This window comes from Clostridium sp. AM34-11AC, from assembly GCF_003435375.1.
GTDB lineage: Bacteria > Bacillota > Clostridia > Lachnospirales > Lachnospiraceae > Pilosibacter > Pilosibacter fragilis.
Window position 1 is genome coordinate 20,916 of sequence record NZ_QWGL01000012.1, and the last position, 13,593, is coordinate 34,508.

Consider the following 13,593-nt stretch of genomic DNA (forward strand, 5'->3'; position numbering starts at 1 on the left):
ATTTTTCATTACCAATTACTAACTTTAACACATTTTCTAACAAAGTCAAGTACTGCCGCTTCCAGCGGATGTCTGGAAAGCGGCAGAAATACGAGAAATTTTCTCATATAATATTGTTTTCTTGTACAGTCTTCAGGATCTGGCAAAATCCAGCCTCATTGAGCGCTTGCGATTACGTATCTGCTGGCATCCTGCTGTTTCTCCCCTATCTCGACTGCTTCACCATCTGAACGACACTGAACCCCCCGAACATCGCCAGGTTCACCACAACAACGCTGGCTCCCGCCGGAATTGAATATACATAGGAAAGAATGAGCCCGATAAAGAAGCACACCACAGACACAACGCCCGAGGATACCACAACGCCGAGGAAACTCTTAAATACCCGCATGGATGTCAGTGCCGGGAAGATCACAAGGCTCGAGATCAGCATGGCACCCATCATTCTCATACCGAGAACGATCGTAATGGCAGTCAGGACCGCGATCAGAAGGTTATAGGCGGAGACCCGCACACCCGTCGCCTTCGCGAAGCTCTCATCGAAGGTCACGGCAAAGACCTTGTTGTAGCAGATCACAAACATGCCGAGGACCACCAGGGACAGGACTACGCTTAAGCACATGTCCTCGCGGCTCATTGCTAAAATACTTCCGAACATATAGCTGCTGACATCCGTCGTCATTCCCGTCGTCAGGGATGTGACGATGATACCGATGGCGAGAGATCCTGCGGAAATCATCGCGATCGCCGCGTCACTCTTGATCTTTCCGTTTCCCGTGATCCGAAGAAGCAGGACCGCCGCCGCTGCCACCACCGGGATCGATACCGCGAGAGGCGCCCAGTTAAAGGCCACCGCGATAGAGAGTGCCCCAAAGGAAACATGGGACAGTCCGTCGCCGATCATTGAATACCGTTTCAGCACAAGGCTGACTCCCAGGAGCGATGCGCAGAGCGAGATACAGATACCGCCGATCATCGCCCGCACGAGAAACGGATAGGAAAACATTTCCTGTAAAAGTCCCATTTAGTTCTCACCTCCGAGGAATTCTCTTCCGAATTCCGATTTCTTATACTCATCCACGGTCCCGTAAAACTGGACCGTCTGTTTCAACTGTAAGATCTTGTTGGCCTGGGTCACGATATTTCCGATATCGTGGGAGACCATGAGGACAGCCACCTTCTCGTCCCTGTTTAGATGGCGGATCACCGCATAGAAATCCTGGGTGGATGCCGGGTCAAGTCCCGTGATCGGCTCGTCCAGGATCAGGAGCTTATCCGTAGCGCAGAGGGCCCTCGCGATCAGGGTACGCTGTTTCTGTCCGCCGGAGAGATCCCGGTAGCAGCTCTTTTTGAGATCCGTGATTCCGAGCTTTTCCATATTGACTGCCGCAAGCTTCCGCTCTTCCATCGAGTAAAACGGTCGGTTTCCACGCTTTCCAAGGCAGCCGGAGATCACGACCTCCTGTACCGTCGCAGGGAAATCCTTCTGGGCCGGGGTCTGCTGCGGGAGATATCCGATTCCGGACCGTCTCAACTCGTCCGCCAGCGTCAGGACACCGCCGGTGGGCTTTATGAGTCCTAAGAGTCCTTTCATCAGGGTGCTCTTTCCGGATCCGTTCTCGCCAACGATGCAGAGATAGTCCCCAGGATTGATCTCCATGGATACGTCCTTCACCACGTCATAATTTTCATATCCAAAATCCACATGTTCACATTTTAATAATGGCTGGTTCATCGATAAAGTCCTTCCCGTAAATTGACAACATTCTGTTCCATCAGTTCCAGATAGGTGACGCCGTTATCAAACTCTCTTCTCGTCACGTTATGACAGGAGTGAAATAACAGCGGCTTCGCACCGGTCTCCTCGCTGATGATCTCCGCCACCCGGTGGCTGGAGAGTTCCAGGTAATAGACCGCCGGAATCTGTTCCTCCCGCACCTTGTCGATCAGGTATGCGATGGTCTTTGCGCTTGGCTCAGTGTCGGAGGCACAGCCGGAAAACGCAGCCCTGTACCGGAGTCCGTAAGTGTCCGCAAAATAGCGGAGCGGAAACTTGTCCGCCATGACAATGAGGTCTAAGTCCGCGCCGTTTACCACATCGCGGAATTCCTGGTCGAGATTCTCAAGTTTCCCGAGATAATCCTCTGCATTTGCCGCAAAAATGTCCGCGTCTGCCGGGTCCATCTCCTGAAGCGTGTCCGTGATCACCTGGGTGATCTTCATGGCATTCACCGGAGAGGTCCATATGTGCTCGTCGTATTCGATCTCGTAGTCCGCGTCATCATCGTGCTCATCATCCGTATGATCATGATCTTCCGCATCGTGATCATGATCATCGTCATCAGCATGGACCGCCTCATCATGGTCGTGGTCATCATGGGTATCGTCTGCCGACGCATGGCTGTGGTGATGTTCCTCACCTGCGTCCTCCATGCCTTCCACGATCTCTTCCTCCACGGTATCCACATAGTCCATCATCGTGATGACCTTTAAGCTCTCCGAATCCAGGGATGCCACAACCTGGCTCACCCACTGCTCCATGGCACCACCGTTGCAGATCAGAAGGTCCGCGTTCTGGATCAGGCGGATATCTGCCGGTGTCGGCTCAAAGGAATGGCTGTCCTGTCCCGCCGGGATCACCATGGAAAGATCTACGGCATCCCCCGCGATCTGTCTCGTGAAATCGTAGTACGGGAACAGGGTCGTTACAACTTTCAGCTTTCCATCATTCGGAGTTCCCACATCTCCGTGTGTGTCACTAACAGAGCCACAGCCTGTCAGGGTACCAAAAAGAAACATCGCTGCGGTGAGCCATGCTTCTATCCGTTTTCGTCTTGTTTTTCTAAAATCCTTCAATCCATTTCCTCCGGTATCTAACGCGCGGGCTGCTGTTTTAAGCATAGTTTACGCAAGGTCCGAATTTTCATGTTACTGTCTTTTATTTTTAATAGCAGCTCTTTGTTTCCTGCGCAGTTTTTCCTGCAGTCATCACTATATATAAATAAATCCGCTTACTGCTGTCACCTTTTTATGGCACATTGATAAGTCATGCCGCATCTGCACAGGTCTGCCAAACAGCTACTTTTCAATCTCCGTTAAGATATCAAGCGGTTTCTCAAGCAGAAATTCCGGCTGGAATGCCGCAAGCTCCTCACGGCCCCTGAATCCCCAGAGAACTCCCACCGTCGTCATCTCCGCGTTCTTTCCAGTCTTCATGTCCGTATTCGTATCTCCAAAATACAGGCACTCTGACGGGTCCGCGCCACAGATCTTCGCCGCCTTCAACGCTCCCGACGGGTCCGGCTTCTTCGGAACGCCCTCCTGCTCCCCGATCACCGTGTCAAAATATCCCGCGCCGAATACATATTCTACGGTCTTCTTCGCTTGGGCATCAGGCTTGTTGGATACAACAGCAATCTTTAAACCCAGCTCTTTCGCCTTCGAGGTGAGCTCCACGATTCCATCGTAAGGATGCATCTCATAGTTACAGTATTTTCCGAATATCTCCATATATACAGGGAGGATCGCCTCGTAGTGCGCCTCATCCGTATCCCCGCAGGCCGCGAGGGAACGTTTCATCTGCATTTTATATCCATCGCCGACGATGGTCATCATCTGTTCCTCTGTCAAAGGACCGAGCCCAAACTTCTCCAGTGAAAGGTTCGTACAGTATGTCAGCGCATGGATCGAGTTTACCAGCGTTCCATCCAGATCAAAGATCAGACACTTATATTTCATATCTGCCTCCATATAAAGCAAAAACGAATCAAAAACTGTGCCACTCATTTTATCACACTAAAAAAAAAATGACAATACCTTTCTGCGCATATATAGGGCTCCGAAAATTTCCTTTAAATCCCATTGACTCTTTCCAGTTTCCATATTAGGATATATCTATATGAAAAGGACAAATCTACATATATTTTATGTGCATTTTTGTACCAAAAGACGAAATCCCAGGAGGTACGTTTATGAAAAAATTTTGCATCGCAGCTCTCGCTGCAACACTGGCTCTCGGAACCATGATCACAGCTCAGGCTGCTGATACAATAGATGGAACTGTTGTATCCGGCACATACAAACGCAGCACAAACGGCGGACGCCGCCGCGGTTTAAAGTCCCCGGCAGGCGGTGCCTGGGAGAAGCTTTCTGACGGTACCTACAAATATCACTTTGCGGAAGGTCTCGAAGCTACCGATTACTGGCTGGAGATCGATGGAACCTGGTACTATTTCGGTCATGACAATATCATGCAGACCGGATGGGTAAAGGATGACGGCAACTGGTACTACATGGATCTTGAGACCGGTGCTCTCTTCACCGGCTGGCACGAGATCAGCGGCAAGTGGTACTACTTCCACGAGGAAGGTGATGGCTTCAAGGGCACTCTCATGGTAAACTGTGAGACTCCGGACGGATACACCGTTGACGTGAATGGTGCGCTTGTAGAATAGTCACTGGCATAAATTTTAAAAATCCCCGCAGGATCGTTTTTCCGCATCCTGCGGGGATTTTTTGCCGGTCCATATAGCATCCGTTCCAATAATACGTTTCTTGCATATGTCCCATTGATCGGCAGTTCCTCTTTATTCATATCTCAGAGCATCGATCGGATCCGCCTTTGCGGCTTTCGACGCCGGGTAAATCCCAAAGAAGATGCCGACTACGGCCGAAAAGGATACCGCAAGAAGGATGATCCCAGGTTTGATCACAACAGGGAGTCCAAGCGCCGCGCCGCCTGCCGTCACGAGACTCACAGCGAGAAGAACGCCGATGATTCCGCCCAGAGCGGACAGTATCGCGGACTCTGTCAGGAACTGGATCAGGACATCCCGGGTCCTTGCACCGAGCGCCTTTCTGATACCGATCTCGCGGGTCCTCTCCGTGACGGACACCAGCATGATGTTCATGATCCCGATGCCGCCCACGAGGAGAGAGATCGCAGCGATCCCGCCCACAGCCATGGAAAGTCCGCCCATGAGGCTGTCGATGGATCCCATCTCATTTGCCACCGTATTCGTATAGAAATCTTCCGCGTTTCTATTCTTAATTTTCCCGAGATACATCGTCAGCCTTGACATGAAATTTACCATGTCCGTTCCCTCTTTCGCGTACAGACGACAGTAATAGAACTGGTCATTCGGCCATGTGAGCAGTGTATACGGGATATACGCGGATCCCGTATCGCCGGAACCTCCGGACAAAAGCTTCTGGAAGGCGCTCATCTCTTTTTTGTAGACACCGACTACCGTATACATGTCTGTATCCCCGTAGACGGTGGTCCGGAAGGTCTTTCCCACCGCGTTTTCCGTTCCGAAAAGTTTTCTGGCACTCTCCTCCTCTATCACCACATTTTTCTTTCGTCCAAGGATATCTCCTTCGTTTAAATAACGTCCGGAAATCATGGTCACCGGCTGGACATCGCTAAAATTCCAGTCGATCCCCTGGAAGTCAAATTTCATGTTTGTCCGTCCTGCAAGGACTTCTGAATTTACGCTGGCGTAACTGTCGATATAGGATATCTCATCCCCAAAGATCTCCTTGATCTTATCAAGTTCATCCAGGGTAAAGTAATCGCTGTCCCGCACATCCTCCACATTGTATCCGATGGATACCACCGCCTGGGTGGCCCCCGCGTCCTTATAGAGGTCCGCGAACAGTCCGCGCATCGTATCGCCGATGGAAACGATGGATATGACAGAACCGATTCCGATGATAATGCCCAGCATGGTCAGGAGTGAGCGCATCTTGTTCGCCATGATTGCATGGAAGGCCATGATCATATTTTCGCCTAGCATCCGACCACCCCACTCTCTGTTCCGGCTGTTTTCTGGAAGTGTCTGTAGAGACCTTTCATGTGGACTTTACCGCTTCCTTTTGTCGGGTTTTCGTTGATCTCATCTTTGATGATCTGACCATCTGAGAAGTGGATGATCCGGTCCGTAAAGGCGGCGATATTTTCCTCGTGGGTGACAACGATCACTGTGGCTCCCGCTTTGTGGAGTTCCGAGAAGATCTCCATGATCTCGATGGACGCGGCTGTATCGAGATTTCCCGTCGGTTCATCCGCCAGGATCAGCGGCGGCTCGTTCGCCAGCGCTCTCGCAATGGCAACACGCTGTCTCTGTCCGCCGGACATCTCATTGGGCATGTGTCCGGCGCGTTTTTCCAGCCCCACGCACTCCAACAGTTCCATGGCCCGCTCCGTCCTTTTCCTTTTCGGGATCCTCGCGTAGGTCATCGGGAGCTCCACATTTTTTAACGCCGATGTCCTGGAGATCAGGTTGAAGGATTGGAACACGAAGCCGATCTTTTTATTCCGCACCGCGGAGAGTTCGTCCGGGGACAGGGCCGCCGTGTCGATCCCGTCGAGGTAATAGTGACCCAGTGTCGGGCGGTCCAGGCAGCCTAAAATGTTCATCAGGGTGGATTTTCCCGATCCGGAGTGTCCCATGATCGCAACGAACTCGCCGCGGTGGATCGTCAGGTTGATTTTCTTTAGTCCCATGACCCGGATCGCGCCTGTGTCGTAGATCTTTACGAGGTTTTCCAGGCGGATCAGCTCGTCTGTCACGTTTTCCGTCATGTAGCGGGATCTTGTCAGTTTTTCAAACATTGTTTATTCCCCCTGTTTTCCGGATGATGTGACTGCCATTCCATCTGTGTACTGCTCTCCCGGCTCCGCAATCAGGACGGAGTTTTCATCCAGGGAGCTCCCTTCCACCGGGATGATCTCCATCTCCACATCGCCTTCCACACCGATGTCCACCGGAACCCAGGATACGGTTCCGTCACTGATCTCCTGGACGTAGTTCGTTCCGTCTTTTTCCATCACGGCGGAGACTGGGACTGTCAGGGCGTTCTCGGATTCTTCCAGGACAATGGACGCGCGGGCGGTGATTCCAGCGATCAGTTTTGTGTCCTGATCTGTGACGCGGATCTTTGTGGGGATGACGCGCTCGCTGGAACCGCCGCCTTTTTCTTCGCCGGTCGGGGAGATCGAGATGACTTCGCCGTGGACGGTCTCACCGTTTAAGATGTCCGCGGAGATCTCGGCTTCCTGGCCGACGGCGACTTTTCCGATGGTGTACTCGCTGACTTTGATCTCGAGTTCCAGGTTATCGAGGTTTTCGATCACGAAGAGCGGGGCGTCGTTTTCCATTTTGTCGGCAAAGCGGCCTACTTTTGTGTTGACGCGGACGACGGTGCCGTCGATAGGGGCTTTTAATATCGTATTATCTAACTGCTCTACGGCTTTTTCGTAGTCGAATTTTGCTTTTTCGATCTGGAGGCGGTAGGAGTCATCGGCGACGGCGGATCCGTTTTTTATTGTGTAGGAGTCGCATTCCCGTTCTGCGTCGTGGAGACCGTTTTCCGCTGTCTCAAGATCAACTTTGGGGACGCTGCCGCCATCAAAGAGGGCTTTTGTGCGGTCGTAGTTGGCCTGAGCGGTGTTCAGGTCCTGGATGGCTTTGGCGTAGCCGTTTCTTGCTTCTTTATCTTTTTCGGCGCAGGTGGTCACGGCGAGGTCGTAGTCGTTTTTGGCGATGTCGGCTTCTTTTTTTACGTCGGAATCGTCGAGGACTGCCAGGGGCTGGCCTTTTGTGACTTTGTCGCCTTCTTTTACGGGAATTTCGAGGATCTCAGCGTGGAGGTTTGAGACGACGTCTACGCTGTCGGTTCCGGAGATGGGACCGGTGACTGTGAGGCGGTTTTGGATGGTTTTGCGGGTTGGAGTCACAGTGTCCACAACGGGGACCATGTCTTTTCCGCCGGACAGGAGTTTGATGCCGGTGATTCCGAGGATGGCAATGGCGGCGGCGATTATGATCTTTTTTCTCTTTGGGTTTTTTGGTTTCTTTTCTGTGGTTCCGGCCAGTAGGGAGTCTAGTTCTTTGTCGAATTCTTCTGGTGAGATTTTTTCTTCACTGCTCATACTCATGTGTTCCTTCCGAGGTTTTCTATGTTAAATGTGATTATTTTAACACTGGAATTTAGTATAGCAGGGAAATGTTTCTTTCTTGGGTCTTTTATCTGGCGGTTTTCTTGCGATTTTCTTACGGTTTTTGGGGGAGAGGTGAATTGGCGGGGGGTACGCACAGACCAGCTTTCAGATTCGGGCTCAGAGGATTTTCGGGGCGGTTCCTCTAGGCTTGCAGGAGAATGCTAAAGGCGGAGAAGCGTGGACACAACTCGCTACGCTCAAACAAGTGTCCACGCTCCTCCAACGCATTCTTCTGCGAGCCAAGAGAAAGCCATGCCCCGAAAATCAATCGCCCGGATCTGAAAGCTGGTCTGTGCTGTGTACTGGCGGGAGCGCAGGCGCTGCGCTGTGCGTTGAGGATGTGGCTGTGCTGAGGGACGAGAAAGGAATAAGCAGTGCTGCATAATAGTTGTGTACTGTGCTGTTGTTTTGACGGTTGGCTCACGGATGAGAGGTTTTTACATATTTTATAGTAAGTACGTTTGAGTGAGGTATCCATGACTCCGAAATTGGAAGTTAGAGGGGTGGATTATTCCTACCATACCATGGAGGGAGAGACGAAGGCCCTTTCTGATATATCGTTTCATGTGAATTCCGGCGAGTTTCTTTGTATTGTCGGGCCGTCCGGGTGTGGGAAGTCTACGTTGCTTTCTCTGCTTGCCGGGCTTTTGGCCCCTGAGCGGGGGGAGATTCTTTTTGACGGGGTTTCTGTCGGGAAGGGGACTTCGGGGATCGGGTACATGCTGCAGAGGGATCATTTGTTTGAGTGGCGGACGATCCTTTCGAATGTTTCACTGGGGCTTGAGGTGCGGAGGAAGTGTGATTCAAAGCATTTGAGCCGGGTGAAGGAGCTTCTGGATTCTTACGGACTTCAGTATTTTTACGATGCGCATCCGTCGGAGCTTTCCGGGGGGATGCGGCAGCGGGCTGCTTTGATCCGGACTCTTGCTTTGGAGCCGGATCTTCTGCTTCTTGATGAGCCGTTTTCTGCTCTGGATTATCAGACGAGGCTTTCGGTCTGTGATGATATCAGTTCGATCATCCGCAGCAGAAAGAAAACGGCGATCCTGATCACCCATGATCTTTCGGAGGCGGTAAGCACAGCGGACCGGATCCTGGTGCTGACGAACAGACCGGGGACGATCAAGGGGGAGCTTGTGATTCGGTTTCCGAACCATGAAATGAGTCCTTTGAAGCGGCGGAATTATCCGGAGTTTTCTTCTTATTTTAATGAATTGTGGAAGATTCTTGGGAACGGGAATGGTGATGATACGTCAACTGTCGATGGGGCCGGATCTGGAGATACAGATATTATCAATGGAACTGAATCCGGTGATGAGAATGCACCGGCAGCCAGAAACGGACTTATGACCGCTGTCAATGTGGGAGGTGAGCCGGATGAGATTTCATAGTATCGCTTCTTTTATCCTGCGCAGGCACCGGGCTGTGATCCCGGCAGCGGATCTTGCGGTCTCCCCGGCCCAGTGCCGGTATCTGGAGCAGGAGCGGCGGATCCGGAGGCAGATCTTCATCTGCAGGATCTTATTTCTGGTCCTGTTTCTTTTTTCCTGGGAGATCAGCGCCCGGATCGGGATCCTGAACGATTTTATTTTCAGTTCCCCGTCCCGGGTGCTCTCCTGTTTTCTTTCCATGGCGGCAGACCGGACGATCTTTTACCACACGGGAGTCACGGTTTTGGAGACGCTTTTGAGCTTTTTTCTTGTGACATGGATCGGGATCTTCGGCGCGGTGGCGCTCTGGTCCAGCAGGCGGCTGGCAAAGATTCTGGAACCGTACCTTGTCATATTGAACAGTCTGCCGAAGTCCGCTCTCGCGCCGCTGCTCATCGTATGGCTGGGCAACAACATGAAGACGATCATCACGGCGGCGGTCTCTGTGGCGGTATTTGGCTCGATTTTAACGCTCTACAACGGCTTTCTCTCCATGGATCCTGACCAGATCCGTCTGATCTACACGCTGGGAGGAAAACAGAAGGATGTCCTCACAAAGGTCCTGCTGCCCGGCTCTGTTCCACTTATCATCAGCAACATGAAGGTCAACATCGGTCTCTGCCTCGTCGGCGTCATCATCGGCGAGTTTCTCTCCGCCCAGGCAGGCCTTGGCTTCCTCATCATCTACGGCAGCCAGGTCTTCAAGCTGGATCTCGTGATCATGTCCATCGTGATCCTCTGTATTCTGTCCGCAATCCTGTATCAGGCGGTGGCAGTGCTGGAGAGGAGGTGTAGGCGGTAGAATCCATCCACAGCTTCTGGTATCGGTAGGTTTTTCGGATGTATGACAATCCGTTAATCCATAAAATCTTTCTAAACAAATTTTTTTACCAACATCATGCACCGCTCTCATCAGTGACTGGAAGAAATAGTCTCACAAACAAAAATCCCCAGAAAACACCGCCCATATACCGGGGCATGTCTTCTGGGGAATATTTTTTGATTTTAAGCTAGTCCAAGGACTCTCTGTAGAATCCGCCGTAGAAGTCTTCTGTTTTGAATACGTTTATGATCACGTTTTCATCTACTTCCTGGATCAGCTGGACGATATCGTTGATCTCATAGGAAGAAATTACGGTGTGGAGCAGGTACATCTTTTTGTGGCTGTAGCCGCCGATGGCGTCCACGCAGGAAATACCGTGGTGATACTTGCTGACATACGCCTTCATGACCTCTTCCGCTTTCTCAGTGGTGATCTGTAAGGTCACGCGGTCATAGCGGTGATGGAAGGTGGAGATCATCTTTGTGGAGATGAACTGGAACAGGATGGAATATCCTGCATACTCCCAACCGAACATGTGTCCAAAAATTACAAGGATACACACATTTCCCATGAACACATAGTTCCAAATGGACTTTCCGGTCTTATTGGAAACATAGAGGGCAATAAAGTCGGTACCACCTGTGGATGCGTTTCCTTTTAAGGAAAGGACAACGGACAGTCCGTAAAGCACACCGCCGAAGATCACATTCAGGGTCAGATCCTCAAATAGCGGAGTATAGTGGCAGACTTTTAAGAAAAAGCTTGCAAAAAATACCTGCAGCAGCGAAAACACCGTGAATTTCACGTTGATGCTGCGGCAGCACATCAGGGCAACAGGCAGGTTTAAAACAACGAGCGCCAAAGATGTCGAGACGGTAAATCCATACAGTTCAGCGATTCGGTCGATCAAAATCGCAAGTCCCGTAAAGCCGCTGGACAGAAGGCCTGCCGGACGGATAAAGGCCAGAATTACATAAGACTGCAGAAGGGCAGATGCCAAAACTGCCACGAAGGAAATCGCACAGCGGACAACAAAATTTTTCCGTATTTCACGTACCTTTTTGGTAACATCATTCCAGGAACTCATAAGTGGGGTACTCCTTTTTCATACTCTTGGTGCTGCGATCCGGTATTGTTGTATTTGACAAATCAAATGGTGTATTTTCCCGAATCGGTCCATTGTTTTCAGATTCTTTGCCGTTTTGTATGGGGTATTAGAAAAACGACCTTCCTAACTTTATCATGATTTTTTTGATTGTCAATCGGTCTCTTGAAAAACGAGAAAAAAACAACCGGAGGAGAACTCCGGCTTAATAATGTTAAAAATTCTATTCTCTTGTTTCCGCATCTGTACAATTATTTTCCGCGGTTTTCCCCGATCGCCGTGAGGTACCGGTTGCACGCATCCTTCATGCACGCGATCAATGGCTTCTGCGTCAAAGCAAAATAGCGCTCCCTGATCTCCTTCTCGATCAGCGGAACGTCTGTCCTCAGGCTCTTCCCCACAAACATGGATGCCACGAACTGCTTCGTCACCTCAAGGATCGTATTGCAGTCCAGTTCCAGGATCTTCCCCGTATCCCGCTCCACGATCAGACTGATATAAAACTCCCCGTGGAGATTGTAGATCGCATCCTCTTTGCTCGGCTTTGCCTGGCCGACCACAAGGATCGTGTTTTTGTTTTCCATATAATATACCCCTTTTTGTTCCCCGATATAAGAAATTGCTCATAGTAACCGACCTGCCCGCTCACGCAGACGAAACCTTTGCTGACAGCGCAAGAAAAACAAATGTCATCTGCGGTGCCGCTTGTTTTACTTTTTCGCCCGTTACATAGTATATCACAAAATATATTCGTTTTCCATTGACTTTTCTATGCATTTCCACTAGACTAGAGACAACGAAAACAGATTCTTTTATTTATCGGGACTCCTGCCCGGATGTTCCCTCCGTAAATAAGAGCCATGAATCTTCCAACAGGGGATCAGTGGCTTTTTTTGTTGCCTGAAATCCGAAAAACGATCCATATCGGCTTTTTCATACACACGGCCGCGAAAAAAGTTTTCCCCTCATCAAACATATTTGGAGGATAAATACCATGACATTTTTTAAAGATCTGGATACCATTATGAAACAGGATTTCGGAAACCGCGGGCTCTTAAAAGCACTCCCGGACAATCCGATCCAGGAAACCTTAAACACGCTCGCGGACGCCCGCCGTGTCATTCTCTTAACCGGCTTTCCGGTCCGACTCAGCAACGGCTCTTATGTTGGTGAAACCGACGGCCCCTTAGGCACCGCTGATATTGCAGCAGCCCTGACCGCTCTCGGCGCCTCCGTCCTCGTGATCACCGATGAGCCCGCCTTTTCCATTGTAAGCGACGTTGTCTGCTACCGCGCTCCAAAAGCAAAACTCATGATGCTCCCTAAAACAGACACCGGCGACTTCATCCGAAATTGCATCAAAACCTTCGCCCCAACTCACCTCATCTCCTTAGAACGCCCTGGTAAAGCCGCCAACGGCCACTACCACAGCATGCGCGGCGAAGTCCTCGATGACATGATCACTGACTCCGCCCTCTTTCTCTCCGAAGCAAAAAAATCCGGAGCCACCACCATCTCCATCGGCGACGGCGGCAACGAGATGGGCATGGGCACCTACCGCGACGTGATCGAACATTTCGTTCCCTTCGGTGGAACGATCTGCACCGCCGAATCCGCCGACATCACCCTCGCCAGCGGCGTCTCCAACTGGTGGGGAATAGGTATCGCCGCCCTCTGCTCCCTCTTCGCTGAAAAAAATCTCCTCCCGACCCGCGAGGAAGAGACCGAGTCTCTCCGCCTCGCCGTAGCCGCCGGCAGCGTAGACGGCTGCACCAAAAAGAACGAAATGACCGTCGACCGCCTGGATCTCGAGACGCATCTCGGAATCCTGGATTCTGTTAACGACATCTTAAAGAAAGAACTGGACATATGTGCAATTGCATAAAGTAATCTCCATATCGCACAGCGCAGCGCCTGCGATCCCGCCAATACACTCGGCTGGCCACCCTCGCGCAGCCAATCTCAGCGCTGGCCTGGGTCCGGATCTGGGTGCCTGATTTCGGGGGCATGGTTTCCTCTTAGTGCGCAGGAGAATTCGTTGGAGGAACCGCCCCCGAAATCCCGAGTACCCGGAGCCGGACCCAGGCCAGCGCGTACCCTTTAGCCACATCCCCCGCACATTTCATATTGACATCCCCCACCCCCATTCTATATAATAGACATAAATAATACGAATACCACATATGAAAGGGGGTTATACTCCTGCGGTCCCACCCGGACGGCAGTATTT

General features: G+C 51.2%; 12 protein-coding genes and 1 pseudogene. 4 read left to right on the forward strand and 9 right to left on the reverse strand.

Going from position 1 to position 13,593, the window contains the following annotated elements; translation table 11 throughout:
- Positions 1-205: 205 nt before the first annotated feature.
- The 4 genes from DW826_RS09000 to DW826_RS09015 all read right to left on the reverse strand — a co-directional run bounded on the left by DW826_RS09000 (position 206) and on the right by DW826_RS09015 (position 3,738).
- Positions 206-1,024, reverse strand: a complete 819-nt coding sequence (locus DW826_RS09000) for a metal ABC transporter permease (RefSeq protein ID WP_117552557.1) — start codon at positions 1,022-1,024, stop codon at positions 206-208.
- Entirely contained in the window at positions 1,025-1,735 is a 711-nt protein-coding gene (locus DW826_RS09005) for an ABC transporter ATP-binding protein (protein ID WP_117470694.1), read from the reverse strand.
- Positions 1,732-2,856, reverse strand: coding sequence for a metal ABC transporter substrate-binding protein (locus DW826_RS09010; protein ID WP_242994071.1), 1,125 nt, complete (start codon positions 2,854-2,856; stop codon positions 1,732-1,734). The genes DW826_RS09005 and DW826_RS09010 overlap by 4 nt, the downstream gene beginning before the upstream one ends.
- A 222-nt stretch (positions 2,857-3,078) precedes the next feature.
- Positions 3,079-3,738, reverse strand: coding sequence for an HAD family hydrolase (locus DW826_RS09015; protein ID WP_117552559.1), 660 nt, complete (start codon positions 3,736-3,738; stop codon positions 3,079-3,081).
- A gap of 233 nt (positions 3,739-3,971) precedes the next feature.
- Between DW826_RS09015 and DW826_RS09020 the strand changes: the two genes are divergently transcribed.
- A complete protein-coding gene (locus tag DW826_RS09020; protein WP_181968034.1) occupies positions 3,972-4,454 on the forward strand; it encodes a hypothetical protein in 483 nt (160 codons plus the stop codon).
- A 132-nt stretch (positions 4,455-4,586) separates the two neighbouring features.
- Here the strand turns inward: DW826_RS09020 and DW826_RS09025 are convergent, their stop codons facing one another.
- From DW826_RS09025 to DW826_RS09035, 3 genes are read right to left on the reverse strand one after another with little or no spacing between them, the layout of a single operon-like run.
- On the reverse strand, positions 4,587-5,798 hold the full coding sequence (locus DW826_RS09025; RefSeq protein ID WP_117552561.1) for an ABC transporter permease: 1,212 nt from the start codon (positions 5,796-5,798) through the stop codon (positions 4,587-4,589).
- Positions 5,792-6,616: an ABC transporter ATP-binding protein gene (locus tag DW826_RS09030; protein ID WP_117470698.1), complete on the reverse strand. Its 825-nt coding sequence runs from the start codon at positions 6,614-6,616 to the stop codon at positions 5,792-5,794. Before DW826_RS09030 ends, DW826_RS09025 begins: the two co-directional genes overlap by 7 nt.
- 3 nt (positions 6,617-6,619) lie before the next feature.
- Positions 6,620-7,936 (reverse strand): efflux RND transporter periplasmic adaptor subunit, encoded by a 1,317-nt coding sequence (locus tag DW826_RS09035; protein WP_242990559.1) that lies wholly within the window; start codon positions 7,934-7,936, stop codon positions 6,620-6,622.
- A gap of 545 nt (positions 7,937-8,481) precedes the next feature.
- Here DW826_RS09035 and DW826_RS09040 point away from each other — a divergent pair.
- Both DW826_RS09040 and DW826_RS09045 read left to right on the forward strand, forming a co-directional pair.
- Positions 8,482-9,234 (forward strand): annotated as a pseudogene (locus tag DW826_RS09040) (ATP-binding cassette domain-containing protein); the annotation flags it as partial.
- 148 nt (positions 9,235-9,382) lie between these two features.
- The gene (locus tag DW826_RS09045; RefSeq protein WP_181968035.1) at positions 9,383-10,237 is read left to right on the forward strand and encodes an ABC transporter permease; all 855 of its coding nucleotides are present in this window, start codon (positions 9,383-9,385) and stop codon (positions 10,235-10,237) included.
- 208 nt (positions 10,238-10,445) lie between these two features.
- On the opposite strand, the gene DW826_RS09050 is transcribed toward DW826_RS09045, so the two are convergent.
- Positions 10,446-11,345: a YitT family protein gene (locus DW826_RS09050; protein ID WP_117472122.1), complete on the reverse strand. Its 900-nt coding sequence runs from the start codon at positions 11,343-11,345 to the stop codon at positions 10,446-10,448.
- Positions 11,346-11,614: 269 nt separating this feature from the next.
- Positions 11,615-11,947, reverse strand: coding sequence for a DUF3870 domain-containing protein (locus DW826_RS09055; RefSeq protein WP_015553518.1), 333 nt, complete (start codon positions 11,945-11,947; stop codon positions 11,615-11,617).
- 410 nt (positions 11,948-12,357) lie between these two features.
- On the opposite strand from DW826_RS09055, the gene DW826_RS09060 reads away from it, so the two are divergent.
- Entirely contained in the window at positions 12,358-13,248 is an 891-nt protein-coding gene (locus tag DW826_RS09060) for a DUF4392 domain-containing protein (RefSeq protein WP_117552563.1), read from the forward strand.
- Positions 13,249-13,593: the final 345 nt, after the last annotated feature.

Excerpts from the sequence above, each read along its gene's own strand:
- DW826_RS09000 (WP_117552557.1), bottom strand. The coding sequence starts at position 1,024 with ATGGGACTTTTACAGGAAATGTTTTCCTATCCGTTTCTCGTGCGGGCG.
- DW826_RS09005 (WP_117470694.1), bottom strand. The coding sequence starts at position 1,735 with ATGAACCAGCCATTATTAAAATGTGAACATGTGGATTTTGGATATGAA.
- DW826_RS09015 (WP_117552559.1), bottom strand. The coding sequence starts at position 3,738 with ATGAAATATAAGTGTCTGATCTTTGATCTGGATGGAACGCTGGTAAAC.
- DW826_RS09020 (WP_181968034.1), top strand. The coding sequence starts at position 3,972 with ATGAAAAAATTTTGCATCGCAGCTCTCGCTGCAACACTGGCTCTCGGA.
- DW826_RS09025 (WP_117552561.1), bottom strand. The coding sequence starts at position 5,798 with ATGCTAGGCGAAAATATGATCATGGCCTTCCATGCAATCATGGCGAAC.
- DW826_RS09030 (WP_117470698.1), bottom strand. The coding sequence starts at position 6,616 with ATGTTTGAAAAACTGACAAGATCCCGCTACATGACGGAAAACGTGACA.
- DW826_RS09035 (WP_242990559.1), bottom strand. The coding sequence starts at position 7,936 with ATGAGCAGTGAAGAAAAAATCTCACCAGAAGAATTCGACAAAGAACTA.
- DW826_RS09045 (WP_181968035.1), top strand. The coding sequence starts at position 9,383 with ATGAGATTTCATAGTATCGCTTCTTTTATCCTGCGCAGGCACCGGGCT.
- DW826_RS09050 (WP_117472122.1), bottom strand. The coding sequence starts at position 11,345 with ATGAGTTCCTGGAATGATGTTACCAAAAAGGTACGTGAAATACGGAAA.
- DW826_RS09055 (WP_015553518.1), bottom strand. The coding sequence starts at position 11,947 with ATGGAAAACAAAAACACGATCCTTGTGGTCGGCCAGGCAAAGCCGAGC.
- DW826_RS09060 (WP_117552563.1), top strand. The coding sequence starts at position 12,358 with ATGACATTTTTTAAAGATCTGGATACCATTATGAAACAGGATTTCGGA.